The 24,933-nt window shown below is 65.6% G+C and carries 29 protein-coding genes, 1 tRNA gene and 1 pseudogene; 18 read left to right on the top strand and 13 right to left on the bottom strand.

Annotated features, from left to right (window positions below; all coding sequences use genetic code 11):
* The first annotated feature begins 27 nt into the window (after positions 1-27).
* The 4 genes from Q5701_RS08390 to Q5701_RS08375 are packed head-to-tail and all read left to right on the top strand — an operon-like array spanning position 28 to position 2,873.
* Entirely contained in the window at positions 28-867 is an 840-nt protein-coding gene (locus tag Q5701_RS08390; protein WP_306754804.1) for a segregation and condensation protein A, read from the top strand.
* 59 nt (positions 868-926) lie between these two features.
* Entirely contained in the window at positions 927-1,526 is a 600-nt protein-coding gene (gene scpB, locus Q5701_RS08385; protein WP_306755374.1) for an SMC-Scp complex subunit ScpB, read from the top strand.
* 4 nt (positions 1,527-1,530) lie between these two features.
* Positions 1,531-1,734 carry a hypothetical protein gene (locus Q5701_RS08380; RefSeq protein WP_306754803.1) on the top strand — a complete coding sequence of 68 codons (204 nt, stop codon included), beginning with the start codon at positions 1,531-1,533 and terminating at the stop codon, positions 1,732-1,734.
* A 38-nt stretch (positions 1,735-1,772) separates the two neighbouring features.
* Positions 1,773-2,873 carry a THUMP domain-containing class I SAM-dependent RNA methyltransferase gene (locus Q5701_RS08375; RefSeq protein ID WP_306754802.1) on the top strand — a complete coding sequence of 367 codons (1,101 nt, stop codon included), beginning with the start codon at positions 1,773-1,775 and terminating at the stop codon, positions 2,871-2,873.
* A gap of 73 nt (positions 2,874-2,946) precedes the next feature.
* On the opposite strand, the gene Q5701_RS08370 is transcribed toward Q5701_RS08375, so the two are convergent.
* The 4 genes from Q5701_RS08370 to ihfA form a co-directional block, all read right to left on the bottom strand.
* Positions 2,947-4,014 (bottom strand): 2'-deoxycytidine 5'-triphosphate deaminase, encoded by a 1,068-nt coding sequence (locus Q5701_RS08370; RefSeq protein ID WP_306754801.1) that lies wholly within the window; start codon positions 4,012-4,014, stop codon positions 2,947-2,949.
* Positions 4,015-4,071: 57 nt separating this feature from the next.
* Positions 4,072-4,149, bottom strand: a tRNA-Pro gene (locus Q5701_RS08365).
* Positions 4,150-4,228: 79 nt separating this feature from the next.
* On the bottom strand, positions 4,229-4,783 hold the full coding sequence (locus tag Q5701_RS08360; protein ID WP_306754800.1) for a MerR family transcriptional regulator: 555 nt from the start codon (positions 4,781-4,783) through the stop codon (positions 4,229-4,231).
* A gap of 15 nt (positions 4,784-4,798) precedes the next feature.
* Positions 4,799-5,101, bottom strand: a complete 303-nt coding sequence (ihfA, locus tag Q5701_RS08355) for an integration host factor subunit alpha (protein ID WP_234854062.1) — start codon at positions 5,099-5,101, stop codon at positions 4,799-4,801.
* A 157-nt stretch (positions 5,102-5,258) separates the two neighbouring features.
* Between ihfA and Q5701_RS08350 the strand changes: the two genes are divergently transcribed.
* Entirely contained in the window at positions 5,259-5,537 is a 279-nt protein-coding gene (locus Q5701_RS08350) for a DksA/TraR family C4-type zinc finger protein (RefSeq protein WP_306754799.1), read from the top strand.
* A gap of 4 nt (positions 5,538-5,541) precedes the next feature.
* Here the strand turns inward: Q5701_RS08350 and Q5701_RS08345 are convergent, their stop codons facing one another.
* From Q5701_RS08345 to Q5701_RS08330, 4 genes are all read right to left on the bottom strand, one after another.
* Positions 5,542-6,516, bottom strand: coding sequence for a beta-ketoacyl-ACP synthase III (locus Q5701_RS08345; RefSeq protein ID WP_306754798.1), 975 nt, complete (start codon positions 6,514-6,516; stop codon positions 5,542-5,544).
* Entirely contained in the window at positions 6,513-7,625 is a 1,113-nt protein-coding gene (gene plsX, locus Q5701_RS08340; protein WP_306754797.1) for a phosphate acyltransferase PlsX, read from the bottom strand. The genes Q5701_RS08345 and plsX overlap by 4 nt, the downstream gene beginning before the upstream one ends.
* Positions 7,626-7,647: 22 nt before the next feature.
* A complete protein-coding gene (rpmF, locus tag Q5701_RS08335) occupies positions 7,648-7,854 on the bottom strand; it encodes a 50S ribosomal protein L32 (protein ID WP_234854058.1) in 207 nt (68 codons plus the stop codon).
* Positions 7,855-8,089: 235 nt separating this feature from the next.
* Complete coding sequence (locus Q5701_RS08330; protein WP_306754796.1) at positions 8,090-8,620, bottom strand: YceD family protein; 531 nt, start codon at positions 8,618-8,620, stop codon at positions 8,090-8,092.
* Between the two features lie 146 nt (positions 8,621-8,766).
* Here Q5701_RS08330 and Q5701_RS08325 point away from each other — a divergent pair, with 146 nt between their 5' ends.
* Positions 8,767-9,216, top strand: coding sequence for an outer membrane protein assembly factor BamE (locus tag Q5701_RS08325; protein WP_234854056.1), 450 nt, complete (start codon positions 8,767-8,769; stop codon positions 9,214-9,216).
* Between the two features lie 33 nt (positions 9,217-9,249).
* Here Q5701_RS08325 and Q5701_RS08320 read toward each other — a convergent pair whose 3' ends face one another.
* Positions 9,250-10,248, bottom strand: coding sequence for a serine hydrolase domain-containing protein (locus Q5701_RS08320; RefSeq protein ID WP_306754795.1), 999 nt, complete (start codon positions 10,246-10,248; stop codon positions 9,250-9,252).
* Positions 10,249-10,371: 123 nt separating this feature from the next.
* On the opposite strand from Q5701_RS08320, the gene Q5701_RS08315 reads away from it, so the two are divergent.
* From Q5701_RS08315 to Q5701_RS08290, 6 genes are all read left to right on the top strand, one after another.
* Positions 10,372-11,097, top strand: coding sequence for an SseB family protein (locus Q5701_RS08315; RefSeq protein WP_306754794.1), 726 nt, complete (start codon positions 10,372-10,374; stop codon positions 11,095-11,097).
* 49 nt (positions 11,098-11,146) lie between these two features.
* Positions 11,147-11,839, top strand: a complete 693-nt coding sequence (locus Q5701_RS08310; RefSeq protein WP_234854053.1) for a CDP-alcohol phosphatidyltransferase family protein — start codon at positions 11,147-11,149, stop codon at positions 11,837-11,839.
* A 92-nt stretch (positions 11,840-11,931) separates the two neighbouring features.
* Entirely contained in the window at positions 11,932-13,317 is a 1,386-nt protein-coding gene (locus tag Q5701_RS08305; RefSeq protein ID WP_306755373.1) for an ABC transporter substrate-binding protein, read from the top strand.
* 1 nt (position 13,318) lies between these two features.
* Entirely contained in the window at positions 13,319-14,578 is a 1,260-nt protein-coding gene (locus Q5701_RS08300) for a DUF2254 domain-containing protein (protein WP_306754793.1), read from the top strand.
* Positions 14,579-14,795: 217 nt separating this feature from the next.
* Complete coding sequence (locus tag Q5701_RS08295) at positions 14,796-16,352, top strand: 2-isopropylmalate synthase (protein ID WP_306754792.1); 1,557 nt, start codon at positions 14,796-14,798, stop codon at positions 16,350-16,352.
* Between the two features lie 263 nt (positions 16,353-16,615).
* Complete coding sequence (locus Q5701_RS08290; protein ID WP_306754791.1) at positions 16,616-17,167, top strand: VPLPA-CTERM sorting domain-containing protein; 552 nt, start codon at positions 16,616-16,618, stop codon at positions 17,165-17,167.
* 73 nt (positions 17,168-17,240) lie between these two features.
* Here Q5701_RS08290 and Q5701_RS08285 read toward each other — a convergent pair.
* Positions 17,241-17,357 (bottom strand): annotated as a pseudogene (locus Q5701_RS08285) (IS5/IS1182 family transposase); the annotation flags it as partial.
* Here Q5701_RS08285 and Q5701_RS08280 point away from each other — a divergent pair.
* The gene (locus tag Q5701_RS08280) at positions 17,304-17,462 is read left to right on the top strand and encodes a hypothetical protein (RefSeq protein WP_373568675.1); all 159 of its coding nucleotides are present in this window, start codon (positions 17,304-17,306) and stop codon (positions 17,460-17,462) included. The pseudogene Q5701_RS08285 and the gene Q5701_RS08280 overlap by 54 nt on opposite strands.
* A 159-nt stretch (positions 17,463-17,621) precedes the next feature.
* Here the strand turns inward: Q5701_RS08280 and Q5701_RS08275 are convergent, their stop codons facing one another.
* The 3 genes from Q5701_RS08275 to Q5701_RS08265 form a co-directional block, all read right to left on the bottom strand.
* The gene (locus Q5701_RS08275; RefSeq protein WP_306754790.1) at positions 17,622-18,125 is read right to left on the bottom strand and encodes a YciE/YciF ferroxidase family protein; all 504 of its coding nucleotides are present in this window, start codon (positions 18,123-18,125) and stop codon (positions 17,622-17,624) included.
* 130 nt (positions 18,126-18,255) lie between these two features.
* A complete protein-coding gene (locus tag Q5701_RS08270) occupies positions 18,256-19,884 on the bottom strand; it encodes a Na/Pi cotransporter family protein (RefSeq protein ID WP_306754789.1) in 1,629 nt (542 codons plus the stop codon).
* Positions 19,885-20,100: 216 nt separating this feature from the next.
* Positions 20,101-20,943, bottom strand: coding sequence for a 3-oxoadipate:acetyl-CoA acetyltransferase (locus Q5701_RS08265; RefSeq protein ID WP_306754788.1), 843 nt, complete (start codon positions 20,941-20,943; stop codon positions 20,101-20,103).
* Between the two features lie 207 nt (positions 20,944-21,150).
* Between Q5701_RS08265 and Q5701_RS08260 the strand changes: the two genes are divergently transcribed.
* The 5 genes from Q5701_RS08260 (at position 21,151) to Q5701_RS08240 (ending at position 24,930) form a co-directional block, all read left to right on the top strand.
* Entirely contained in the window at positions 21,151-21,813 is a 663-nt protein-coding gene (locus tag Q5701_RS08260) for an amino acid ABC transporter permease (protein WP_306754787.1), read from the top strand.
* Between the two features lie 13 nt (positions 21,814-21,826).
* The gene (locus Q5701_RS08255) at positions 21,827-22,477 is read left to right on the top strand and encodes an amino acid ABC transporter permease (RefSeq protein WP_306754786.1); all 651 of its coding nucleotides are present in this window, start codon (positions 21,827-21,829) and stop codon (positions 22,475-22,477) included.
* 105 nt (positions 22,478-22,582) lie between these two features.
* On the top strand, positions 22,583-23,401 hold the full coding sequence (locus Q5701_RS08250; protein WP_306754785.1) for a transporter substrate-binding domain-containing protein: 819 nt from the start codon (positions 22,583-22,585) through the stop codon (positions 23,399-23,401).
* A 57-nt stretch (positions 23,402-23,458) separates the two neighbouring features.
* A complete protein-coding gene (gene aroQ, locus Q5701_RS08245) occupies positions 23,459-23,905 on the top strand; it encodes a type II 3-dehydroquinate dehydratase (RefSeq protein ID WP_306754784.1) in 447 nt (148 codons plus the stop codon).
* Entirely contained in the window at positions 23,902-24,930 is a 1,029-nt protein-coding gene (locus Q5701_RS08240) for a Gfo/Idh/MocA family protein (RefSeq protein WP_306754783.1), read from the top strand. The genes aroQ and Q5701_RS08240 overlap by 4 nt, the downstream gene beginning before the upstream one ends.
* Positions 24,931-24,933: the final 3 nt, after the last annotated feature.

The following is a 24,933-nucleotide window of genomic DNA, read 5'->3' as shown; positions in this document are numbered from 1 at the left end:
CCTGGGCAGCGCCGACCTTGATGCCCCATGACCGAAAGACGCCCCGTGGCCCGCACCATCAGCGATGTCCCCTACCTGAGGCCTGTCCCCGAGGCAGACCACGTCGCGCAGCGGCGCGCGGATGAATCGCTGATCGTCGACCTGGACGGTTATGAAGGCCCGCTGGACCTGCTGCTGACTCTGGCCCGGGTGCAGAAGGTCGACCTGATGAAGATCTCTGTCCTGCATCTGGCGGAACAATACCTGGCATTTGTCGAACAGGCCCGTGCGTTGCGGATCGAACTTGCCGCCGATTACCTGGTCATGGCGGCCTGGCTGGCCTTTCTGAAATCGCGCCTGCTGCTGCCCCCCGACCCCCAGGCCGAGGGACCGTCGGCCGAGGACATGGCCGCGCATCTGGCCTTTCAACTGGAACGGCTGGGGGCGATGCGGCAGGCGGCGGCGCAACTGATGGCCCGCGACCGGCTGGGGATCAGCCGATTTCCGCGCGGCACGCCGGAAGCCGTGGCCAGGACGCGGCGCACCGAATGGCGGGCGGGGCTGATCGACCTGATGCGTGCCTATGCCCGGTTGAAGACGCGCAGCGAATTCCGCCCCTATGCCTTTGATCGCCGGGACGTGTTCACGATGGAACAGGCCTTGGACCGGCTGCGCGGGATGATCGGATATGTGGGCGACTGGACCGATCTGTCCGACTTTCTGCCGGATGGCTGGGGGACGCAGGGCACGCGCCGCCGGTCGGCCACGGCGGCGACTTTCGCTGCCTCGCTGGAACTTGCGCGGCAGGGCCGGATCGAGATACGCCAGTCCGATCCCTTCGCGCCGATCCGCTTTCGGCGCAAATCCGACACGTCCGAGACCCCGTGACCCAGCCCGCCGATCCCCAGCCCGAGCTGTTCCCGCCGTCCCTTGCGGACCAGGAACGCATGGTGGAAGCCATCCTGTTCGCATCCGGCAAGCCCCTGACGTTGCGCGACCTGTCGGATCGCCTGCCCCCCGGCTGCGATCCGGTGCAGGCGCTTGCGGCCTTGGGACGGACCTATGCCGGGCGGGGCGTGGTGCTGGAACGGATCGGCGACGGATATGCGTTTCGCACCGCCCCCGACCTGTCCTTCCTGATGCAGACGGAAACCGTCGAACAGCGCCGCTTGTCGCGCGCCGCCATCGAGACGCTTGCCATCATCGCCTATCACCAGCCCGTCACCCGCACCGAGATCGAGGAAATCCGGGGCGTGGCCGTGTCCCGCGGCACCCTGGACCAGTTGATCGAGATGGAATGGGTACGCATCGGCCGCCGCCGCATGACCCCCGGGCGGCCCGCGACCTTCGTGGTGACGGAAACATTCCTGGACCACTTCGGCCTGGAATCCGCACGCGACCTGCCGGGGCTTGCGGAATTGCGGGCGGCGGGACTGCTGGAATCGCGTCCGCCTGCCGACGGGCTGGTCTTGCCCCTTGTGCCGCAGGAGGGGGATGATGATATGGATGCAACCCAATCCGCAGACTGTTTTTCCAAGGACGAATGACCGCATGGGCCTGAACCGGATCATCCATATGCTGACCCGCATGGTCAGCCGCCGCGCCATGAACTGGGGCATCAACAAGGGCATCGACAAGATTGCAAAGTCCGGGGGCAAGCCCGCGCCGGTTTCGGCCAAGCAGGCCCGGGATATGCGCACGGCTGTCAAGCGCGCCCGCCAGGCCGCCCGGCTGACCCGCCGCATCGGGCGCTGACACTCGCCTTTCCGGCGCAGCCGGGCTAGGGCTGCGCGATGGATGACCGATTCGAGATTTTCCTGGTGGCGACGCCGGGCCTGGAAGCGCCACTGGCGGCCGAGGTTGCCGGTTTGGGCTGGCAGCCGGTCGTGCAGCCGGGCGGCGTGACGATCACCGGCGGCTGGCCGGATGTCTGGCGCGCGAACTTGTGGCTGCGCGGGGCCACGCGGGTTCTGGCGCGGGTGGGCAGCTTTCGTGCGATGCATCTGGCGCAACTGGACAAGCGGGCGCGGAAGTTCCCCTGGGGTTCGGTGCTGCGGCCCGATGCGCCCGTCCGGGTGGAAACCACCTGCAAGGCCAGCCGCATCTATCATGCGGGTGCGGCCACGCAGCGCATCGAACGCGCTATCGCCGAGGAACTGGGCGCGCCGATCGCGGCTGACGCCACGATGGTGGTAAAGGCGCGGATCGAGGATGATCTTGTCACCCTCAGCTTGGATACGACCGGAGAGTCCCTGCACAAGCGCGGCCACAAGGAAGCCGTTGCCAAGGCGCCCATGCGGGAAACCATGGCCGCGATGTTTCTGCGAGAGATGGGCTTTGATGGCAGCCAGCCGGTGCTGGATCCGATGTGCGGATCGGGAACCTTTGTGATCGAGGCCGCCGAGATCGCGGCGGGCCTGGCCCCGGGCCGCAGCCGCGCGTTCGGATTTCAGCAGCTTGCGACCTTTGACCCTGCCACCTGGGATGGAATGCGCGCCGCGGTGGCGTCCCGCCCGGCGCCCGCGCAGTTCCTTGGCAGCGACCGCGACGCTGGCGCCATCCGCATGAGCATCCAGAATGCGGAACGGGCACGGATAGAGGGCCTGACCCGCTTTGACTGTCGGGCCATCGGCGATCTGAAGCGTCCTGACTGCGCGCCCGGCCTCGTCATCGTGAACCCGCCCTATGGCGCGCGCATTGGCAACAAGGGGCCGCTGTTCGGGCTGCACGCTGCGATGGGGCAGGTGTTTCGGGAACGCCTGAAAGGCTGGCGGGTGGGGATCGTGACCACCGACGGGGCCTTGGCCAAGGCGACCGGGCTGCCGCTGGAATCGGGGCCGGTCGTGGCGCATGGCGGATTGAAGGTGAGGCTGTGGCAATCGGAGGTGCTGTAGCCCCCCAAGGCCGGGGGTGCTTCGCCCCCCGGACCCCCAGAGGATACTTCAGCCAAGGCAATAACGCCGCCGTTCAGCGGAATTGCTTGGCAAGCTTCAGGCCCTGTCCCTGGTAGTTCGACTTGATGCCCGCCCCGTAAAGCCGGTCCGGGCGCGCGGCCATGCGTTCATAGACAAGGCGGCCCACGACTTGGCCGTGTTCAAGGACAAAGGGCGCTTCGTGGCATCGGACCTCCAGCACCCCGCGTGCGCCGGTGCCGGTGTCGCCGATGCCGAAGCCGGGGTCGAAAAAGCCCGCATAATGGACGCGAAATTCCCCCACCATGGCCAGATAGGGGGCCATCTCGGCCGCGTAATCGGCAGGAATTGCCACCGATTCACGGCTGACAAGGATATAGAAGGCGCCTGGATCCAGGATCAGGCGGCCTTGGGTCGTGCGCAGTTCGTCCCAGAATTCGGCGGCCTCATAGGCGCCGATCCGGTCCAGATCGATCACCCCGCTGTGCGGGCGCGCGCGATAGCCGACCAGATTGCCACTGGCAGGCTTCAGATCGACGGAAAATCCCAGGCCATTGTCGATCAACGCCTGGCCGCCAACCAGCGGTTCGCGGGCGTTCAGGTCGCCCAACTCGCTGTCCGACAGCACCGCCTGGCCTTGGCGCAGCCGCAACTGGTTCAGGCGCATTCCCGGGCGGACCAGGACCGAAAAGCTGCGCGGGCAGACTTCCGCATAGATCGGGCCGTCATAGCCTTCGGGCAGGCGGTCGAATTCGGTGCCCCCGTCGGCCACCAGCCGGGTCAGAAGATCCAGCCTGCCGGTCGAGGACTTGGCATTGGCCACAGCCGTCAGCCCTTCAGGCAGCGACATATGTTCCATCAGCGGGATCAGGTACACGCAGCCGCGTTCAAGCACCGCGCCGCCAGACAGGTCCATCTGGTGCATTTGGACATCGGCCAGCCGATCCATGACCCTGTTCCCGCGCCCCGCCAGAAAGCTGGCGCGCAAGCGATAGGCGACCGTTCCCAGGCGCAAATCCAGCGACGCAGGCTGGATCTGGTCGGGGATGATCGCAGAATCGGCCGTGATGGCGTTGGACTGGATCAGGGTGCGGATGCCGCTGTCGGGAAGAACGCCGTTCATGCCGAAACCTTTGATGCGAAAACGCCCACCCCGGAACAGGGATGGGCGTTTTCGAAATGGTCGGGCCGGAGAGATTCGAACTCTCGGCCTTCCGCCCCCCAGACGGACGCGCTAACCAGACTGCGCCACGGCCCGACGCGCATCGTATAAAGCGATCCGGCCCGGCTGCACAAGGGCCGCAATGCGGAAATTTGCGAACCAAATGCCGGATCTGTCAGCAAAACCGCCCCAGGCCGTCGCGCAGGTGCGACAAGGCCTGCCGTCCACGCAGGGCTGCGGGATCTTCGGGCCGAAGCGCGCCCAATCGGGCATTCACGGCAACCAGCCGGCCCAGCCAGTCATGCGGACCCCGATCCTCTGCCGGCATTCCGGCAGGGCTGATCCGGCGCCTGCGATGGCGCGATTTCGGCCCCCCATGGGACATCGGGTCGTTTTCACGGGGACTGTCCTGAACGGTTTCATCCGGGTCGCCATCCGGTTCGGGCAAATCGGCTAGGCGCAGCGACCCGCGTTCTCGCAAGCTGGCGCCCCGGTCGCGGGCCAGCAGCATCTTGGCACCCCGGATGGTCAGCCCTTCGTCCCGCAGAACCGTGCAAAGGCCCGCCGCCAGCCGCACGTCATCGGGGCGGTAATAGCGCCGCCCATCGGGACGCTTCATCGGCTTGAGCAGCGGAAACTGCGTTTCCCAATAGCGCAGCACATGGGGCGCCACGCCCAGAAGGTTTGCGACTTCGCCGATCGACCGGAATGCGTCTGCGCCTTTTGTCATTCAGTCCGGACGCCTCTAGCCCTTGTTTCCCGCCGCCACGCGATCCTTCATCAGGTGCGAAGGACGAAAGGACAGGACGCGGCGGGGGGTGATCGGCACTTCCTCGCCCGTCTTGGGGTTGCGGCCGATGCGTTCGTTCTTGTCGCGCAGGCTGAAGGTTCCGAAGGACGAAATCTTCACCTGTTCGCCGTTCACAAGGGCGTCGGAAATATGGTCCAGGACTGATTCGACAAGCTGGGCGGATTCATGACGCGACAAGCCGACATCCCGAAAAACGGCTTCCGCAAGATCCATCCGAGTCAGCGTCTTCTCACCCATGAGTTTTCCCCTTTTATATCACTAGGATGGTTGGATTTACGCCCCCTGTCAACGAGAAGCAGGAGGATTTCGTTCCGATCCCCCGGGGGCTGCACGGCAGGCGGCGTTGCAACCTGGCTGCGGCATCTTATCTTTTCAGGATCACGGAGGACAGGACATGGCCGGTGGATGGGCGCGTGACGACGCGGTGAATGACCAGATCGAGATCAGCACGGCCGAGGCGGTGGCACGCGCCCGGCTGCGTGCCGGACAGGTCAAGGCTGTCCGGGACAGCGCCCTGGTCTGCATCGACTGCGACGAACCCGTTCCCGAGGCGCGGCGCAAGGCCCTGCCGGGGGTGCAATTATGCGTGGAATGCCAGGCCGACCGTGACCGCGCCTGGCGTCCCGCAGGCGGAATCAACCGGCGGGCTAGCAAGGATTCGCAGTTGAAATAGCCGCCTACCAGCGAAGAACGACCGACCCCCAGCTGAGGCCGCCGCCGATCGCCTCGGTCACGATGAGATCGCCGGGGGCGAAGCGGTCCTGACCATCGGCCACCGACAGGGCCAGCGGAATGGACGCGGCCGAGGTATTGCCGTGATCGGCGACCGTCAGGATCACCTTGTCCATCGGCAGGCCCATCTTTTGCGCGGTCGCCGTGATGATGCGCGCATTGGCCTGATGCGGCACCAGCCAATCCACGGCGGAAGGCGCCAGCCCGGCCTTGTCCAAGGCGATATGCGCGGTCTTGGCCAGCTTTTCGACGGCATGGCGGAACACCAGGTTGCCCTGCATCCGCAATTGTCCCGCCGTGCCGGTGGTCCCGACGCCGCCATCGACATACAAAAGGTCGCGATATTGGCCGTCGCTGTTCAGGTCACAGGACAGGATGCCCCGGTCGTCGCTGGTGCCGGCGCCGTCTTGCGCCTCCAGCACCACCGCGCCCGCGCCGTCGCCAAACAGCACGCAGGTGCCCCGGTCGGTCCAGTCCATGATGCGGGAAAAGGTCTCGGACCCGATGACCAGGACGCGCTTGGCCAGGCCGCCGCGAATCATCGCGTCGGCATTGGCGAGCGCGAAGACAAAGCCCGCGCAAACCGCCTGTACGTCATAGGCAAAGCCGTGGGTCATGCCCAGGCCGTGCTGGATCATCGTCGCGGATGCCGGAAAGGTATAATCAGGGGTCGAGGTCGCCAGCACGATCCCGTCGATGTCGTCGGGACGCAATCCCGCCTTGTCCAGCGCCGCGCGGGCTGCGCGGAGGCCCATGTCGCTGGTGGCCTGGCCCTCGGCTGCGAAATGGCGCCGTTCGATCCCCGTGCGCGACCGGATCCATTCGTCGGTCGTGTCCAGCTTGTCCTCGAACCAGCTGTTTTCGACCACGTTGTCAGGCAGGTAATGGCCGGTGCCCCGGATTACGGATCGCAAGGTCACGATGCAGCCTCGTTCTGGGGGCCGGTTGTCACGGATGCGGCGGCGCCCTGGGCCACGCGGGCGGCCAGCCGGTCCTGGAAACCGGATTTCGCCAGCTGGAAGGCAAGCTTGATCGCTGCCGAAACGCCGGTGGCATCGGCGGATCCATGCGACTTGATCACCGTGCCGTTCAGGCCCAGGAAAATTCCGCCATTGACGCGGCGCGGGTCGATCCGCTTTTGCAGGCGCTTGAGGGATGTCATCGCCAGCACGGCGGCAAACTTGGACATGATCGAATTCGCGAATGCGTCCTTGAGAAGGGTGCCGACCAGCTTGGCCGTGCCTTCCCCCGTCTTCAAGGCGATGTTGCCGGTAAAGCCGTCCGTCACGATCACATCCACGCGCGCCGATGGCAGGTCGCCGCCTTCCACGAAGCCCATGTATTCGAACTGGCCGGCATCGGCCGCCGCCGCCAGCATATCCTGGGCCTGCTTCAGCTCCGCCCGGCCCTTGTGTTCCTCGGTCCCGACATTCAGCAGACCGACGCGGGGCCGTGTCAGGCCCAGGCCGTTGCGCGCATAGGACGCGCCCATCAGCGCATATTGCAGCAGATCATGGGCATCGGCACGGATATCGGCGCCCACGTCCAGCATGATGTTGAAGCCCTGGGAGTTCAGCGACGGCCACAGGCAGGCGATGGCGGGACGGTTCACGCCCGGCAGCTTGCGCAGGCGCAGCATCGACAAGGCCATCAGCGCGCCGGTATTGCCGCAACTGACGGCAGCGCCCGCCTCGCCCGTCTTGACCGATTCGATGGCCGACCACATGGATGTGCCATCGCCCTTGCGCACGATCTGGCTGGGCTTGTCGTCCATGGAGACGACTCCCCCAGCATGGCGGATATCGCAGCGTCCCGCCAGGTCCTTGCGGCGACCGACAAGGCGGCGAAGCTCTGCTTCATCGCCATGCACGATGAACCGGATTTCCGGGTTCTTGGACGCGCTTTCAGCCATTCCCGCGACAACCGCCGCCGGGCCGCGATCACCGCCCATGGCATCGACCGAAATCACCACGCTGCCCCGGTGGCCGGGGGCGGGCGTGGCAGGCGGGGTCACGTCACGAACGGTCATCTGGCGCGAATGCCAAGCCCGATCAGGCCGCGTCGTCGTCCAGGTCGGTCGGGTTCGCCTGGGCCACGACCTCGCGGTCGGCATAATGGCCGCAGGACGGGCAAACGTGATGCGGACGCTTCAGTTCGCCGCAGTTCGAACATTCGTTCGGGTTCCCGGCGACCAGGGCATCGTGGGCGCGGCGCATGTTCCGGCGGGACCGGGTAACGCGATTCTGAGGGACAGCCATGTCACAACCTCGGGCTTGTATGGGGTGCGACGCGCAGGCGTCCTGCGCACCCCGGGGATTTGAATTCGAAAATGAACCGCGCAGATACGCCATGACGGACCTGCCCGCAACCCCTTGCATCGGGGCAGGCAGGGCTAATTGCACCAGGGCGCCGGGTTTCCGCCAGCGTCAAGGACGCCATGTCGCAGGAATCCTTGTCCGATGTGGCCCCTGCGCAACGCTTTGCATCCGGGAATCATCCCTGATCCGTGTCCCGGCCGCGCAGCATCTTGTCCAACCCTTCGAACGGGCGGCGGGTGTCGGGGGCAGGGTCCTGGGGCGCGGCGCCCAGTTCGGCCCCCTCGGCGCGGGGGTATTCGGGCAGGGCCAGGGCCAGTTCCTCGATCATCACCGCGGCGAGGTCGATGAACTGGCCCAGGGGTTCCAGCGTATCGTCGGGCATTTCCACCTCGTCCCCCTCGGGGGCGGTCACATGGGGCGAATAATGCCGCTCGACAGGCTCGTCCAGGGCGGTCTTCACGGGCCTCAGGGTGACGACGCAGGGCTGGGTGACGCGGGCACGCAACTGGCCCGTCAGCGCCCAGGCCTCGCCCGCTTCGGCGCGAATCTCTCCGGCGAATGTCAGCCTGGACAGGCCGCTGATCCCAAGCTCGGCCGCGATGGCGGCGCAACGGTCCGCATCGGGTGTCAGCGAAAAGGGCGTGGGCGCGCGCGCGTTCAGATGCGCCACGCGCAGGCGTTCGGGCTGCGGATTGGGGGTGGTCATGGCGGGCCTTCGTGTCATGTTGTCCAGGGGAACGGCACCGGCAACCGGCGGCAAATCCCCGACAGGATTGTCATTCTTGAGCGCGGTGCCCGAGTTTGCTAAGCCGGGCGGGCCGCGTCAACAGCCCCTTGCAAAGGAAAGACGGAATGACAGCCATCAGGAATATCGTGATCCTGGCTTTCCTGGCCGTTCTTGGCCTTTCGGCTTGCGCGCCGGTTTATCGCAACCACGGCTTCATCCCCGCGCCCGAGGATCTGTCCCAGGTCGTCGTGGGCCAGACCACCGTGGACGAATTGGCGGGCCTGATCGGCCGTCCCTCGGCCCAGGGGTTGTTGACTGGTTCGGGCTGGTATTACGTCGGATCCCGTTGGCGGCATTTCGGTGCCCTGGAACCGCGCGAGGTCAGCCGGGAGGTCGTGGCCGTGTCCTTTGCGCCTGGCGGCACCGTCACGAATGTCGAACGCTTCGGGCTGGAACGCGGCCGTGTCGTCACCCTGTCGCGCCGCGTGACCGAAGGCAGCGTGACCGAAATTTCGCTGATCGGGCAATTGCTGGGCAACCTGGGCAATTTCCAGGCGGCCGATATCATCGACTGACGGCGGTGGGTGCGGTGCGTGCAAGCACCCACCCTACAGCAGCTGGATGATCCGGTCGGCCAGCATGTGCAGGTCGTTGCGGTATCCCGTGCGCGCCGATGGCTGGTCGGGATCCGAGGTCATGGCGATGGCTACCGCAGGCTGGCGACCCGTCGCCGGAAAGACATAGATCATCTGCCCGCCATAGCCCCAGCCGTATCTTACCGGGCGCCCGCTGGCCTGTCCGATGAACCAGCCGTAACCGTAGCCCTGGCCGGTAAAGATGGACGCGGTGCGCGTCTGCCAGCTTTGCTCGATCCACGCCTGGGGCACGACCTGCTGTCCGCCCGCGCGGCCCCCGTCCGCATACAGGGCGCCAAAGGCCAGCAAGGACCGCGTGCTCATCGCCATCTGGTTGCCGCCCAGGTAGATGCCCTGGGGGTCGCGCTCCCATCCTGTAATGGCAAAGCCCGGCACCGCATCCAGCCAGTCGCGCGCCAGCTCCAGCGTGGACCGGCCCGTCACCCGCGTCAGGATCGCCGACACCAGATGCGTGGAGGCCGTCGAATACTGCATCCGCCCGCCCGGATCCTGGGTGAAGGGCGCGGCCAAGGCGGCGCGCACCCAGTTGCGGCTGCTGACCCAGGCGCCGTAATTCGCGCCCGACTGGCGTTCCAGCCCCGCCTGCATCGACAGCAGGTTGCCCAGCGTCACCGTGGCCAGCCGGGGGTCGGGATCGTCGGGCAACTGGTCTTGCAGGATCGGCGCGATGGGCTGGCCGGGGCCTTCCAGATCGCCCCGGTCGATGGCGATGCCCGCTAGGGCCGAGATGATCGACTTTGACGCGGACTTGATGTTTGTGGGACTGTCCGGGGTAAAGCCGCCATAGCCGCGGGCGGCGATTTCCTGTCCGCCCCGCCAGACGGCGACGGCGCGCAGGTTTTCCAGCCGCGCGGCATCCTCCAGGACCGGCGCAAGGTCCGTCTGCGCGAAGGCGGGCGCGGCAAGCAGCGGGGAAAGGCTGGCTGTCAGCAAAAGGGTGCGTCGGTTCATAACGGGTATATGTGCGCGCTGCGCGTCCTTGCGGAATCACGCTTGCGTCAGCTTGGGCTTGTCGGGGGGCCGTCGCGCGATTAGGGCAGGGCCACGCCCGTTCACGCAGCATGAAGGCCCGCCATGACCGCGCTTGACGACCTTGCCCCGGTTCCCTTCCACGACGCCGATGCACCGCAGCGTGCGCGGATGCTGTCCCGGCTGGCGGATACCGAACTGGCCGTGGCCCTGGTGACCGAGCCTGCGGGCGACCGGGTGGACCTGCGGATCTTCCCGCTGGACGCAGGCCCCGTGGCGCTTGCCTGCGACGCCGAGGATCGGCTGGCCGGTTTCCTGGGCGGCCCCGTGGCTTATGCCGCGATGCCGGGGCGGGTGCTGGCGGGGCTGCTGAAATCCGAAGGCGCGGGGCTGCTGGTCAATCCGGGACATCCGTCGGAAATGCTGCTGGACGCCGCGATGCTGGACTGGCTGACCAGCGCCCTTGCGGCCGCCCCCGAACCAACGGACGCCCGGCTGCGCCTGACCGCGCCCGCGCCCGCCGTTGTCGAAACCCTGGCCCAGCCCCTGGCCGAACGTCTGGCCGATATGCGCGGGCTGATCGCGGGCGCCGCCCTGGCCGGGGCGGGGGACGGCCATGTCGTCCTGATCGCAGGCGCAGATCCCCCCCATCAGCCCGCCATCGCCAAGGCCCTGGCCGAGGCCCTGGCCTTCCTGCCGCCCCAGTCCGGCGGCGTCGATGTCAGCTTTACCGACGCCACCCTGCCCGCAGGGATCCTGCGCTTCGACCTGACGCCGCCCGAGGTGCCCGAGCCTGCGCCGCGTCCCAAAGGCCCGCCTATCCTGCGCTGATCGTCCAAGCACGGTTGCGTGATCGCCGCCAAGCTGCCAAAACCCCGTCATGAAGTCGCAGCACAAAGCCCTGTCCGTCCACCTGCTGACCGCCACGGGCGCGGTCCTGTCGATGCTGGCCATGCTGGCCGCGGTCGAGGGGAAATGGTCCCTGATGTTCCTGTGGCTGGTCGTGGCCCTGGTTGTCGATGGCATCGATGGTCCGCTGGCGCGTCGATACGACGTTAAGATCCATTCGCCCAATTACGACGGCGTGCTGATGGATCTGATCATCGACTATCTGACCTATGCGTTCATTCCGGCCTATGCTTTGTTCAAGTCAGGCCTGCTGTCTGGCTGGACCGGCTGGTTCGCGATCATCGCCATCATCTATGGCAGCGTGATCTATTGGGCCGACAGCCGCATGAAGACCAAGGACAATTCCTTTTCCGGCTTTCCGGGCTGCTGGAACATGGTGGTGCTGGTCCTGTTCGCGACCGATCCGCACTGGACGGTGATCCTGCTGATCGTTGTCGCGCTGACAGTGGGAATGTTCCTGCCCATCAAGTTCATCCACCCGGTCCGCACCGAACGCTGGCGGGCCATTTCCTTGCCCGTGGCGGTGCTGTGGTGCGTCTTTGCCGCGCGCGCGGCATGGGTCGATTTCCACCCCGACAGCTGGGCCAACTGGGGGCTGGTCGTGACCTCGCTTTGGCTGCTGCTGGCCGGTCCCGCGCAGCAACTGATGCCGAAACGCGCCTGAAGGGGACGCCCGTGATCCATGCCGCAAGATCCTTGGCCGCTCTGATCGCACTGGCGCTGCCCGCCGCCGCGCAGGATGCGATCACCCTGGGAATGGTGCTGGAACCCCCCAACCTGGATCCGACCGGCGGGGCGGCGGCGGCGACGGACGAGGTGGTTTATGCCAATCTCTTCGAAGGCCTGACCCGATTTGGCCCGAACGGCACCGTTGAGCCCGCACTGGCCGAACGCTGGGATGTTCAGGAAGACGGCCGCGTGTATGTCTTTCACCTGCATGACGGCGTAAGTTTCCACGACGGCGCGACGTTTGACGCCAGCGACGTGGTGTTCACGCTGGACCGCGCGCGGGCGGCGGATTCGACCAATGCCCAGAAGGTGCTGTTTGAGGGAATTGAAACCGTCGAGGCCGTGGACCCCCTGACCGTCCGCGTCACGCTGACGGCGCCGGACGGCAACTTCCCCTTCAAGATGGCCTGGGGCGATGCGGTGATGCTGGATCCGGCCAGCGCCGCCGGTCTTGCCACAGCGCCCATAGGCACCGGGCCGTTCCGCCTTGACCAATGGGTGCAGGGCGACCGGATCGTGCTGTCTGCTTTCGACGGCTATTGGGGCGACAAGCCCGCGCTGCGCACCGCGACCTTCCGCTTCATCCCCGATCCCACGGCCGCCTTCGCGGCGATGATGGCGGGCGATGTGGATGCCTTTCCGAACTTCCCCGCGCCCGAGACGCTGCCGCAGTTGCAGGCCGACCCCCGGTTCCAGGTGATCGTCGGCACGACCGAGGGCGAGACGATCCTGGCCATGAACAACGCCCACGCGCCCCTGGACGACATCCGGGTGCGTCAGGCCATCGCCCGCGCGATCAACCGCCCCGACATCATCGACGGGGCGATGTTCGGATACGGCACGCCCATCGGCAGCCATTTCGCGCCGCACCACCCGGATTACGTCGATCTGACCGGGCTGTCTGCCCATGATCCCGAAAAGGCCAAGGCCCTGCTGGCCGAGGCTGCCGCCGGTCCCATCATCCTGCGCCTGGCCCTGCCGCCCACCCCCTATGCCCGGCGCGGCGGAGAGATCGTGCAGGCGCAACTGGCTGCCGTGGGCATCCAGACCCAGATCACCAACATGGAATGGGCGCAGTGGTTGGAAACCGTGTTCAAGGGCGGCGATTTCGACCTGACGATCATCAGCCATACCGAGCCGCTGGACATCGATATCTATGCCCGGCCCGATTACTATTTTAGCTATGCGCGGCCCGAATTTGTGGCGTTGATGGACCAGTTGCAAGGTGCGGTCACGCCCCAGCAGCGCAGCGACCTGTACCGGCAGGCGCAGGAGATGATCGCGGGCGATTACGTCAACGCCTTCCTGTTCCAGCTTGCCAAGACCGGCGTGGCCAATGCCCGGATCGAGGGCCTGTGGGAAAACGCGCCCACGCAGGCCAACGACCTGACACGGGTGCGGTGGACACCATAGCATGTCGCGACTGCGGTGGATCCTGTCGCGGCTGCGCCGGACATTGTGGATCCGCGTCTCGCTCTATGCGGTGCTGGGCTTTTTCGCCGCCATTGCCGCCACGCTGGCGGCGTTCCTGCCCTGGCCGCTGCCCATCGACATCAGCGCCGAGGCCATCGACAGCCTGCTGAACGTCATCGCCTCGTCCATGCTGGCGGTCACGACCTTCTCGGTCATGGCGTTGACGGGGGCCTATGGCTCGGCCACGTCGAACGCGACCCCCCGCGCGACGCGCCTGCTGACCGAGGACGAATTCATCCAGTCGGTGCTGGCGACATTCATCGGGTCGTTCCTGTTCAGCATCGTGGGACTGGTGACGCTGCGGGTCAGCGTCTATGGCCCCCAGGGCAGGGCGCTGTTGTTCGTGGTGACGGTTCTGGTCATCATCCTGATCGTGCTGGCGCTGCTGCGCTGGATCCACCAGTTGACCAAGCTGGGCCGGGTCGGCGACACCATCGACCGGCTTGAGGACGCGACCCGCAAGTCCATGCAGGCGCGGCTGGACCTGCCTTTCCTGGGCGGGCATCCGCTGCCCGACGACGCGCCGATTGCGCCCGCGATCCTGTTGGACAAGGTGGGCTATGTCGAATTCATCGACACCGCAGCCCTGTCGAAGCTGTGCGACGACCGCGATTTGCGGCTGGACATCCGGGTTCTGCCCGGCACCTTCCTTTACCATGGCACCCCCCTGGCCGTGATCCAGGGCCAGCCCCTTGCCGAGGATCTGGCCGCCGATATCCGCCGCGCCTTCACGATTTCCAGGGCGCGATCCTTTGACCAGGATCCGCACTTTGGCATCATCACCCTGTCCGAGGTCGCGCTGCGCGCCCTGTCCCCGGCCGTGAACGACCCCGGCACCGCCATCGACGTGATCGGTCGGCAGGTGCGCCTGCTGACGCTGTGGTCCGAAGGCTGGCACAAGGCGGAACTGCACAAGGCCGACTATCCCCGCCTGCGCGTCCCGCCGCTGCGCCATGACGACCTTTACGACGACGCCTTCCGCCTGATCGCACGGGACGCGGCGGGCCAGATCGACGTGCTGACCCGCGTCATCAAGGCCCTGGACGCCCTGGCCCGCATCGGCCCCGACGGCGCGCGCCAGGCCGCCGCGGCGCAATTGCGCATCGCTTGCGCGCGCGGGATGGAGTGCCTGCCCGCACCGGACCGGGACCGGCTGCGGCGATTAATCGACGATCTGGACATGGGCCAGGGCGCGGCATGATTTCCGCTTTTCATTTGCCCCCTCACGCGGCATAGTCCGCGCCATGACCCGGATGCTGGACATTCCCGCCGCCCCGACCGCGCCCTTTGGCGCGCGCGTGGTCGTGAACCTCCGCGGTCTGCTGCTTCTTACGCTGCGCTGAGCGGGTCTCCGGGCCGCCGCTCAGCCAGGAAGTGCCCGGTCATCCCGTGACAGACCCCGCAAGAAAGCAGAACCCATGACCGACAAGAACCGCGTCGTCATCTTCGACACCACGCTCCGCGACGGTGAACAGTCGCCCGGCGCCACCATGTCCCACGAGGAAAAGCTGGAAATCGCTTCCATGCTGGACGAGATGGGCGTGGACATCATCGAGGCCGGCTTCCCCATCGCCTCGGAAGGCGATTTCGCTGCCGTAAGCGAGATCGCGAAGCAGTCCAGGAATGCCGTCATCTGCGGCCTGGCCCGTGCGCAGCTGCCCGATATCGACCGCTGCTGGGAAGCCGTACGCCACGCCCGCCGCCCGCGCATCCACACCTTTATCGGCACCTCGCCCCTGCACCGGGCCATTCCGAACCTGGACATGGACCAGATGGCCGAACGGATCGAGCAGACCGTGACGCACGCCCGCAACCTGTGCGACAACGTGCAATGGTCGCCCATGGACGCCACGCGCACCGAACACGATTACCTGTGCCGCGTGGTGGAAATCGCCATCAAGGCGGGCGCCACCACGATCAACATCCCCGACACGGTGGGCTATACCGCGCCCCGCGAATCGGCCGACCTGATCCGAATGCTGCTGGAACGCGTGCCGGGCGCTGATGACGTGATCTTTGCCACCCATTGCCACAACGACCTGGGCATGGCGACCGCCAACAGCCTGGCCGCGGTCGAGGCGGGTGCGCGCCAGATCGAATGCACCATCAACGGCCTTGGCGAACGCGCAGGAAATACCGCGCTGGAGGAGGTCGTGATGGCGCTGAAGGTGCGCCACGACATCATGCCCTTCACCACAGGTATCGACACGACGAAGATCATCGGTATTTCCCGCCGCGTGGCCCAAGTCAGCGGTTTCCCGGTCCAGTTCAACAAGGCCATCGTCGGCAAGAACGCGTTCCTGCACGAATCCGGCATTCACCAGGACGGCGTGCTGAAGAATGTCGAAACCTTCGAGATCATGCGCCCGGCCGATATCGGGCTGAATGAAACCAACATCGCCATGGGCAAGCATTCCGGCCGTGCCGCCCTGCGCGCCAAGCTGTCCGACCTGGGATACGATGTGGGCGACAATCAGTTGAAGGACATCTTCGTGCGGTTCAAGGCGCTCGCCGACCGCAAGAAAGAGGTTTACGACGAGGATATCGTGGCCCTGGTCCAGGACGCCTCGGCCAATACCGGCGACGATTTCCTGCAAGTGAAACATCTGCGCGTCGTCTGCGGCAGCGACGGGCAGTCCGCCGACCTGACGATGATCGTGGATGGCACGGAACAGACCGTCCACGCCACCGGCGACGGCCCGGTCGATGCCTGCTTCAATGCGGTCAAGCAGATCTTTCCGCACAGCGCCACGCTGAAGCTGTATCAGGTCCATGCCGTGACCGAGGGAACGGACGCGCAGGCAACCGTATCCGTGCGGATGGAGGAAGAGGGCCGCATCGTGAACGGCCAGGCCTCTGACACCGATACGATCCTGGCATCGGTGAAAGCCTATGTCGGCGCGCTGAACCACCTGATCGTGCGGCGCACGCGGGCAGGGCGCGACGGCAAGGAAATCAGCATGTATTCGCATTGAAATAATGCCCGGTCCTGATTCGCCAGGACTGGGCGAAATGCCTTTCCGCTACCCGGCGGCAGTCTTGCCGCTTTCGGATGAAGCTAAGAAAACAACCGCAGAGTGTTTCGACCGAGGTCGCTAAATCCGGCGGATGATTATTGGATAGATAAAGCGTAATTGCCTGCCTAAAAGTTCAAATTTTCTTTTTCTATATGGGCGGGTTACAGTAAACCGTTGTTCGGTCATGGGCAGCGGGCGCGTGCCAAAGGAGAGATTTAACGATGAAGACGGTTATTGCGGCGTCGATTTTGGCGCTGACATGTGGTGTTGCGCAGGCTGCGACCTGCACGCAGGATTCGGTGACGTACACCCTTACGCAGGGTAGCCCGGATGCTGTTCAGTCAGTCCAGTGCTATTCCGGCAACGATACCAACACGATCGATGCCACTTTCAGTTTCGGCGGTCAGACCGGCTGGATGCTGGCTGACAAGACCGACGATGGTAACGCGTACCTGGACGGTGGGTTTGATACCTTCACGATGTCTCCCACTTATAGCTGGTCGGTGCTGAACCCGCTTGGCTATGACTTCGTTATGGTCACTCTCAAGCAGGGCAGTTCGTTTGCAGCGTTCTTGCTGGATTCGGCCGCTGACCTGTCGGGGAACTGGTTTACCCAAGGGCCGGGCAAGTCGACGGGCGGGCTGTCCCACGCTTCGGTCTATTTCTCGGGTGAGCCTGCCCCGGCGCCGGTCCCGCTGCCTGCCGGCGCGGCGCTGCTGCCGGCCGGACTGGCCGCTTTGGCCTTCCTGCGTCGCCGCCGCAACGCAGCCTGAGACAGACTAAAGAAATTCCAAGGCGTCCATGTCAGTCATGGGCGCCTTTTTCATGCGTTCGTCCTAAGAACACCTAACAAAACCGTCTGATCTGGTTGAGGCAGATGAGAGCGCAGCCGAGGATCACGAAGGCCTCGTGGATGTCGGCGCGCCGCTCGTAGCGGATGGCGAGGCGGCGAAAGCGGTTCAACGAACCTACGATCAACTATGGGCTGCGGTCGGCCAGGTCTGCGATCTGTTCTCCGACGAGGAATGCTACAACTACTTCAAAGCCGCAGGTTATGAGGCCGATTGAGTGCAACAGGCTCTAGCCAAGTCAGGTTGCGCCTTGCGGATATACCTGATGGCGGCAATAGGCCGAGAGCAGAGCTTTTCGGCATCCGACTGTGGCAGGTCTTCTTTGAATGAGGTTATGGGGAAAAGGCCCGCGCACAGGACGCGGGCCTTTCAGGGATCAGGCCGCCTTGCCCGTCTGGGCCGCAGCGTTGATCACGGATTCCGCCAAAGCGGTCAGTTTCTCGTCGGTCGCGGATTCTTCCTGCAGGGTTTCGTCCAGCAGCGTCACCGCCTCGTCCATGCCCAAGGCCTGTGCCCAGGATTTCAGGGTGCCATAGCGGGTGATCTCGTAATGCTCGACCGCCTGGGCCGCCGCCAGCAGGCCCGCGTCATGCGCCGGGCTGCCCTTGAATTCGTCCATGATCTCCTCGCCTTCGGAGATGATGCCTTCGATGGCGTCGCAGGTCTTGCCGCGCGGGCGCTTGCCGATCAGTTCGAAGACCTGGGTCAGGCGTTCGATCTGGGTCTGGGTTTCTTGTTCGTGCATCTCGAACGCGGCTTTCAGATCCTGGTTCTGTGCGGCGCGCGCCATCTTGCGCAGCGAGGTCGCGATCTTGCGCTCGGCATAGTAGATGTCCTTCAGGGTTTCGTGGAACAGCGTGTCAAGCGTTTGGTCGGCCATGGAAAACTCCTTGGGGTTAGCCGCCCCCGATGCCTGGAATGGCAGGGGGCGTTGCCATCACAACAACCCGGCGCCGCGACTGTTCCCGATGCGTTGAAACGAAATCACAATTATTAGCCCGTTCCCGCGATCATCCGCTGCGCAACCGGCTTTCGAACAACAGCCCGTCCTCGTCCAGGATGGGATGGGCGACCGAGACGACATGGGCATTCACGCGCTTCAGATCGCGCAGGATGTCCAGGTGCAGGGACGATGTTTCCCGGCTGGCGGCCAGCCCTTCGCGCAGGCGGAACAGGTGGCGTTGCGCGGACTGGCGTTCAAGGTTGCGGATTTCGACCTTCAGTTCCATCAGCCGGCGCGCCATGTCGCGGTCGCGGGTCATGAAGACCGTTTGCGCCATGCGCAGGTTTTCCTGGGTCATGACGAACATCGCCTCCAGTTCGTCAAAGCCTTCGTCGGAAAAGCGCAGGCCCAGTCCGATCTTCTTGCGCACCTCGGATGCCAGGCCCTTGTCGATGATGTCGCCCACGTGTTCCAGGTTGATGACGTAATCCAAGATGGTGATGGCGCGGCGGCGTTCCCCTTCGGTGGCCTGGCTGCCCAGGCGGGAAAGATAGGTCTTGACCTCTTGCTGGCGGCGATCGACGCGGCGTTCCAGTTCCGTCACTTCGGCCAGGGGCGCGGGATCGTTCTGCTGAAAGGCCAGCCGGGTCTGGGCCAGCATCCGTTCGACCGTATCGCCGATGGCCAGAACTTCCCTGGCGGCGCCGGTCAAGGCCAGGATGGGAGTGTCCAGCGCAGCCTCGTCCAGCCACAAGGGACCGGGTTCGGCGTGGCGTTCGTCACCCGTGACAAGATGGTCCAGCATCCGCGCGATCAGCCCGGCAAAGGGCCAGATCAGCAAGGCCAAGGTCAGGTTGAAGGCCAGATGCGCCTCGACAGCAAGGCCGGTCCAGGGCAGCGGCACCCGGTGCAGCGCGGGGCCGATCCAGCCCGCAAAGGGCATTGCGATCAGGCAGCCGATGGCCCGGATCACCAGGTTGCCCACCGCAACACGCCGCGCGGGCGCCCCCAGGGCCGCGGTCAGCATCACCGGCACCACGGCACCGCCCAGGTTGGCGCCAAGGACCAGAACCACGGTCAGCCCCGCAGGCAGGCCCAGCGACAGCACCAGCAGCACGGCCGCCAAGGACGATGAACAGGCAAAGGCCAGCCCTGCCGCCAGCAGCAGGGCCACTGGCCAAGCCTGGTCCAGCATCGGCAGGAAGGCCGCCAGAAGGGGAGATTCGCGCAAGGGTGCCGCCGCGTGATCCAGCAACGACAACGACAGCAGCATCAGCGCGACCCCGATCAGTGCGCGCCCCGTCCCCGCCAGCACCGGCCCTTTCCGCCGGGACAGGGCATAGCCCGTCAACAACAACGCCGGTGTCAGCGCCCCTGCGCCGGACGACACCACCCAGGCGGTCAGCGCCGTGCCGACATTCGCGCCCAGCAGGACGATCTGTGCCATGCGCGGGCGGACCATGCCGCGATCGACAAAGGACGCGGTCAGCAAGGCAGTGGCGGTCGAAGATTGCAGGCCCAGGGTGGCCGCCAATCCCGCCAGGAACGCCCCCGGCCCGGTTCGGGTGCCCACCCCCAGCGCCATGCGCAACCGGATCCCGAACCCTTCGGTCACGCCGTCGCGCACCAGGTTCAGGCCGAACAGCAGCAAGGCCACGGCGCCGCCCAGTTGCAGGATGATCATCAACGATGCCATGCCACCCCCTTTCCCTTTAGGGAAACACGCAACGCCCCCTTTGCCAATCACCGGTTTGCATAAAAGTTTCCTTGCCGATCAACCAAGACGGCCGGTCTGCCGGCGGATGCGCCGCAACTCCACACTCCGTGGCATCAGGTCAGCCCTGTCGATCCGCCGCAGCCTTCAAACGCGGCACTGCATTGCCAGTCTGCAACCAGGCCCCTGACCATTCCTTCACGCCGCCTGCGGCATCCGCAGCCCCAGAATCTGCCGCGCCTGCTGCCATGTCGCCACGGTCCGGGCGTGCTTTTCGACGATCTCGACCGCGCGTCGCACAAGGGCCGCGTTCGACGGCGCCAGCCGGTCGCGATCCAGGCGCACGTTATCCTCCAGCCCCGTGCGAGCATGGCCGCCCGCGCCGATGGCCCATTCGTTCAGCACGATCTGATTCGGCCCGATGCCAGCCGCGCACCAGGGAACGTCCTCGCCGAACAGGCGCTTGACGGTGTGGATGTAGTAATCGAACACCTCGCGGTCGGCAGGCATGGCGTTCTTCACGCCCATCACAAACTGGACATAGGGCCGGTCCTTGATCTGGCCCGCCTTCCACATCCCATGCGCCTTGAGGATATGGGACAGGTCAAAGGCCTCGATTTCCGGCTTCACGTCATGGGCCAGCATCTCGGATGCCAGCCAGTCCACAAGGTCGGGCGGGTTTTCGTAAACGCGGGTCGGAAAGTTGTTCGAGCCCACCGACAAGGACGCCATGTCGGGCCGCAGGGGCAGCATTCCGCCCCGCGCCTGCCCTGCCCCGGACCGCCCGCCGGTGGACAGTTGCACGATCATGCCGGGGCAGTGCTGCTCCAGCCCTTCCTTCAGCCGCGCGAAGCGGTCGGGGTCGCTGGTAGCCTTGCCCTGGTCATCGCGGACATGGCAGTGGGCGATGGTCGCTCCGGCCTCGAACGCTTCCTGGGTGGATTCGATCTGCTCGGCGATGGTGATCGGCACCGCCGGATTGTTGTCCTTGGTCGGCAGCGATCCGGTGATCGCCACGCAGATGATGCAGGGATTGGTCATGGGCCGGTCCTTTCGCAGAAGGTGGTGGCCATGATCTGCCAAAAGCCGCGTTACCGCCAGCCTGGATCCATGCCCGCGCGTGCCAGCCAAATCAATGCGAGCTCAAGAAAATGCGGCATTGGCATTTGACGGAGTGGCCTTCCCCGGTCAGTTTCCCCACACGGGCGACTGTGCCTGAAGCACCCTGCACCTTGGGGAAGGGGAACCATGACACTGGATTTTGGCGTCGTCTGGGCGCGGTGGCCCGAATTGCTGATGGGACTGGGCGGCACGCTGTTCCTGGCCCTGTCGGGCATGATCCTGGCGCTGACCATCGGTGTTCTGGGCGTGGCGATCCGCCGGTCAGGCAGCCGCATCGGATCGGCCCTGGTGATCGCCTTTGTCGAACTGATCCGCAACACGCCGTTTCTGGTGCAGATCTTCTTCATCTTCTTCGCATTGCCGCTGGCGGGCGTGCGCCTGAACCCCACCGTCACCGCCATCATCGCCCTGGGCCTGAACGGCGGCGCCTATGCGATCGAGATCATCCGGGGCGGGGTCGAAAGCATCCCCAGGGGCCAGACCGAAGCCGGACTGGCCCTGGGCCTGCGCCCGGCCGAGGTTTTCCGCCGCATCATCCTGAAGCCCGCGCTGCGCGCCGTGTTCCCGTCGCTGGTCAGCCAGTTCGTCCTGCTCACTCTGACCACGTCCATCGCCACCTCGATTTCCGCATACGAACTGACCAGCGTGGCGCAGCGCATCGACGGCGACACCTTCCGCAGCTTCGAGGTCTATTTCACCATCACGGTCCTGTATCTGCTGCTGTCCTGGTTCGTGATGAGCCTGTTCGCGCTGATTTCCCGCGCCGCCTTCACCTATCCCACGCGCTGAAGAAGGGCCGTCCATGTCAACTATCGGATCCCCCGAACTGCTGTTCCTGCTGCGCGGCCTGGGATGGACGCTGGCGCTGACTGCCGTTGGCTTTGTGGGCGGCATCGCCTTTGGCCTGGTCGTGGCCTTGGCGCGAGTGTCCCGCAGGCGGTGGATGCGCACCATCGCCATGGCCTGGATCGCCATCTTCCAGGGCACGCCGCTGCTGATGCAATTGTTCGTCTTCTATTTCGGCCTGCCGCTGTTGGGGTTGGACCCGCCCGCCTGGGGTGCAGTTGCGGTTGCGCTGACCGCCCATGCCTCTGCCTATCTGGGCGAGATCTGGCGCGGGGCCATCCAGGCCGTCCCCCTGGGCCAGTCCGAGGCCGCGCACGCCCTGGGCATCAAGTATCGCAGCCTGATGCGCGACATCATCCTGCCCCAGGCGTTCCGGCTGTCGCTGCCCGCCACCATCGGCTTTCTGGTGCAGCTGCTGAAGGGAACCTCGCTGGCGGCCATCGTGGGCTTTATCGAACTGACCCGCGCAGGCCAAATCGTGTCGAACCAGACCTTCAAGCCGCTGATCGTCTTTGGCATCGTGGGCCTGCTGTATTTCCTGCTGTGCTGGCCCTTGTCGCTGTGGGGCGGCCGCATGGAACGCCGCATGGCACGCGACCGCCGATGAACCACAAGCCCCTGCCGCCTTACGCGTCAGCTTCACTGTGGCGCGACAATAGGTTCTAAGTTCAAAAGGGACCCCCAGCCGGTCCAGATATCAGGGAGGATATCCATGCTGCACTTTACCCGCATCGCCGCCGCTGCGGTGGTGGCGCTTGCCGCCATGGCCGGCACCCAGGCCGATGCCCGCACGGTCGAGGAAGCCAAGGCGTCCGGCACCATCCGCATCGGCATCCAGGGCGACAACTGCCCCTGGGGCTGCATCAATTCGGCGGGCGAGGCCGACGGATACGACGCCGCTATGGGCCGCGCCTTTGCCGAATACCTGGGCGTCGAGGCCGAGTTCCTGCCCCTGGCCGTCGCGAACCGCATCCCCGCCCTGACCACCGACAAGGTGGACGTGCTGTTCGCCACCATGGCGATGAGCCCGGAACGCGCCCAGTCGATCCAGTTCTCGGTCCCCTATGCCGCGAACCAGATGTCGGTCGTGGGTCCAAAGGACGCCGACCTGTCCACGCCGGAATCGCTGGCCGATTACCGCATCGGCGTGCCGCGTTCGGCGGCCCAGGATACCGCGCTGACAGCCATGGCGCCCGAAGGCACCACCATCATGCGCTTTGACGACGACGCCGCGACCATCCAGGCGCTGATGTCGGGACAGGTCGATGCCGTGGGCGGCAACCAGTTCTATATCACCCGGATCGAGGCCGGCGCCCCCGGCAAGTTCGAAAACAAGATGCCGCTGACTGCGCTGTATAACGGCGTGGGCACCCGTCTGGGCGAGGCCGACTGGAACCAGAACGTGAACGCCTTCCTGACCGAATTCATGGCGACGGACGAATTCAAGGGCATCTACAACACCTGGATGAAGATGGATCCGCCGCAACTGCCCGCGGAAATGGAAGGCGTGCCCTTCGCCATTGCCCAGTAACCCCCCTCGCCCGGCGGTTCGTGTCGCCGGGCATCCCCTGCGCCTCAAGGTCATCCCATGACAAAGCTCGTCTATATCCTCAACGGCCCGAACCTGAACCTGCTGGGCAAGCGCCAGCCGCATATCTATGGATCCGAGACTCTGGCCGATGTGGAACGCGATTGCACCGCCCTGGCGGCCGATCTGAGCGTGGAAATCCGCTTCCTGCAATCGAACGCCGAAGGCCAGATCATCGACTGGATCCATGCCGCGCGCGAGGAGGCGGTGGGCATCGTCATCAACCCCGCCGCCTATACCCACACCTCGGTCGCGATCCTGGACGCGCTGAACGCCTTTGACGGCCCCGTGATCGAGGTCCATATCTCGAACGTCCACAAGCGCGAAAGCTTCCGCCACCAATCCTATGTCAGCCTGCGCGCCGACGGCGTGATCGCAGGCTGCGGGACCGAGGGTTACAGGCTGGCCCTGCGCCGGATCGTGTCGCTGGCCGGGGCCGACGCGTGACACCCCGCATCGCGGTGATGGGCGCGGGCCTGATCGGCAGGCGGCACGCGATGCACGTCGCGGCATCGCCCGATGCGGACCTTACCTGCGTCATCGACCCCTCGCCCATCGGCCAGGCCGTGGCCGAGGAGTTCGGCGCGCCCTGGATGCAGTCGCTGGAGGATGCCTTGGCGGCGGGCCGGCCGGATGGGGTGATCGTGGCGACGCCCAACCAGATGCACATGCGGAACGGACTGGACTGCGTTGCGGCAGGTCTGCCCGCGCTGATCGAAAAGCCGCTGTGCGACAGCGTGGCGGACGGCGAACGGCTGGTGGCCGCGGCAGAGGCGGCGGGCGTGCCCCTTCTGACCGGGCACCACCGCCGCCACAATCCGCTGATGCAGCGGGCGCGCCAGATCATCGACGACGGCGCCATCGGCAGGCCGGTCGTCGCCAATGCGATGTTCTGGATCTACAAGCCCGACGACTATTTCGAGGTCGAATGGCGGCGCGAAAAGGGCGCGGGTCCGGTCTTTCTGAACCTGATCCACGACATAGACAACCTGCGCTTTCTGCTGGGCGACATCATCGCCGTGACCGCGCGTGAATCCAATACGGTGCGCGGCAACGCGGTCGAGGACACCTCGGTCATCCTGCTGGAATTCGCAAGCGGCGTCCTGGCCACCGCCAGCGTCTGCGACGCGACCGTCGCGGCCTGGAGCTGGGAGGCGAACAGCGGGGAAAACCCCGCCTATCCCCAGACCGACCAGGATTGTTACCTGATTGGCGGCACGCATGGGTCGCTGGCCCTGCCGTCGCTGACACTGCGGCGGGCACAGGGCGAGAGAAGCTGGTATTCGCCCCTGGACATCAGCCGCGCCCAGGTTCCCGACGAAGACCCGCTGGCCCGCCAGGTCAGCCAGTTCGTCCGGGTCATCAAGGGGCAGGAACCGCCCCTGGTGTCAGGCCGCGAGGGGCTGGAAACTCTGCGTGTCATCGAAGCCGTCAAATCATCCGCCGCCATCGGCGCGCGCGTGACCCTGTGATCC

Source organism: Paracoccus actinidiae (assembly GCF_030863885.1).
GTDB classification, from domain to species: Bacteria; Pseudomonadota; Alphaproteobacteria; order Rhodobacterales; family Rhodobacteraceae; genus Paracoccus; species Paracoccus everestensis.
Note: the sequence above shows the minus strand (reverse complement) of the source record. Positions and strands in the feature narration are given on the sequence as shown.

What these genes read in the sequence shown, in the direction of transcription:
- Q5701_RS08390 (WP_306754804.1), top strand. Translation starts at nt 28, where the DNA reads ATGACCGAAAGACGCCCCGTGGCCCGCACCATCAGCGATGTCCCCTAC.
- scpB (WP_306755374.1), top strand. Translation starts at nt 927, where the DNA reads ATGGTGGAAGCCATCCTGTTCGCATCCGGCAAGCCCCTGACGTTGCGC.
- Q5701_RS08380 (WP_306754803.1), top strand. Translation starts at nt 1,531, where the DNA reads ATGGGCCTGAACCGGATCATCCATATGCTGACCCGCATGGTCAGCCGC.
- Q5701_RS08375 (WP_306754802.1), top strand. Translation starts at nt 1,773, where the DNA reads ATGGATGACCGATTCGAGATTTTCCTGGTGGCGACGCCGGGCCTGGAA.
- Q5701_RS08370 (WP_306754801.1), bottom strand. Translation starts at nt 4,014, where the DNA reads ATGAACGGCGTTCTTCCCGACAGCGGCATCCGCACCCTGATCCAGTCC.
- Q5701_RS08360 (WP_306754800.1), bottom strand. Translation starts at nt 4,783, where the DNA reads ATGACAAAAGGCGCAGACGCATTCCGGTCGATCGGCGAAGTCGCAAAC.
- ihfA (WP_234854062.1), bottom strand. Translation starts at nt 5,101, where the DNA reads ATGGGTGAGAAGACGCTGACTCGGATGGATCTTGCGGAAGCCGTTTTT.
- Q5701_RS08350 (WP_306754799.1), top strand. Translation starts at nt 5,259, where the DNA reads ATGGCCGGTGGATGGGCGCGTGACGACGCGGTGAATGACCAGATCGAG.
- plsX (WP_306754797.1), bottom strand. Translation starts at nt 7,625, where the DNA reads ATGACCGTTCGTGACGTGACCCCGCCTGCCACGCCCGCCCCCGGCCAC.
- rpmF (WP_234854058.1), bottom strand. Translation starts at nt 7,854, where the DNA reads ATGGCTGTCCCTCAGAATCGCGTTACCCGGTCCCGCCGGAACATGCGC.
- Q5701_RS08330 (WP_306754796.1), bottom strand. Translation starts at nt 8,620, where the DNA reads ATGACCACCCCCAATCCGCAGCCCGAACGCCTGCGCGTGGCGCATCTG.
- Q5701_RS08325 (WP_234854056.1), top strand. Translation starts at nt 8,767, where the DNA reads ATGACAGCCATCAGGAATATCGTGATCCTGGCTTTCCTGGCCGTTCTT.
- Q5701_RS08320 (WP_306754795.1), bottom strand. Translation starts at nt 10,248, where the DNA reads ATGAACCGACGCACCCTTTTGCTGACAGCCAGCCTTTCCCCGCTGCTT.
- Q5701_RS08315 (WP_306754794.1), top strand. Translation starts at nt 10,372, where the DNA reads ATGACCGCGCTTGACGACCTTGCCCCGGTTCCCTTCCACGACGCCGAT.
- Q5701_RS08310 (WP_234854053.1), top strand. Translation starts at nt 11,147, where the DNA reads ATGAAGTCGCAGCACAAAGCCCTGTCCGTCCACCTGCTGACCGCCACG.
- Q5701_RS08305 (WP_306755373.1), top strand. Translation starts at nt 11,932, where the DNA reads ATGGTGCTGGAACCCCCCAACCTGGATCCGACCGGCGGGGCGGCGGCG.
- Q5701_RS08300 (WP_306754793.1), top strand. Translation starts at nt 13,319, where the DNA reads ATGTCGCGACTGCGGTGGATCCTGTCGCGGCTGCGCCGGACATTGTGG.
- Q5701_RS08295 (WP_306754792.1), top strand. Translation starts at nt 14,796, where the DNA reads ATGACCGACAAGAACCGCGTCGTCATCTTCGACACCACGCTCCGCGAC.
- Q5701_RS08290 (WP_306754791.1), top strand. Translation starts at nt 16,616, where the DNA reads ATGAAGACGGTTATTGCGGCGTCGATTTTGGCGCTGACATGTGGTGTT.
- Q5701_RS08275 (WP_306754790.1), bottom strand. Translation starts at nt 18,125, where the DNA reads ATGGCCGACCAAACGCTTGACACGCTGTTCCACGAAACCCTGAAGGAC.
- Q5701_RS08270 (WP_306754789.1), bottom strand. Translation starts at nt 19,884, where the DNA reads ATGGCATCGTTGATGATCATCCTGCAACTGGGCGGCGCCGTGGCCTTG.
- Q5701_RS08265 (WP_306754788.1), bottom strand. Translation starts at nt 20,943, where the DNA reads ATGACCAATCCCTGCATCATCTGCGTGGCGATCACCGGATCGCTGCCG.
- Q5701_RS08260 (WP_306754787.1), top strand. Translation starts at nt 21,151, where the DNA reads ATGACACTGGATTTTGGCGTCGTCTGGGCGCGGTGGCCCGAATTGCTG.
- Q5701_RS08255 (WP_306754786.1), top strand. Translation starts at nt 21,827, where the DNA reads ATGTCAACTATCGGATCCCCCGAACTGCTGTTCCTGCTGCGCGGCCTG.
- Q5701_RS08250 (WP_306754785.1), top strand. Translation starts at nt 22,583, where the DNA reads ATGCTGCACTTTACCCGCATCGCCGCCGCTGCGGTGGTGGCGCTTGCC.
- aroQ (WP_306754784.1), top strand. Translation starts at nt 23,459, where the DNA reads ATGACAAAGCTCGTCTATATCCTCAACGGCCCGAACCTGAACCTGCTG.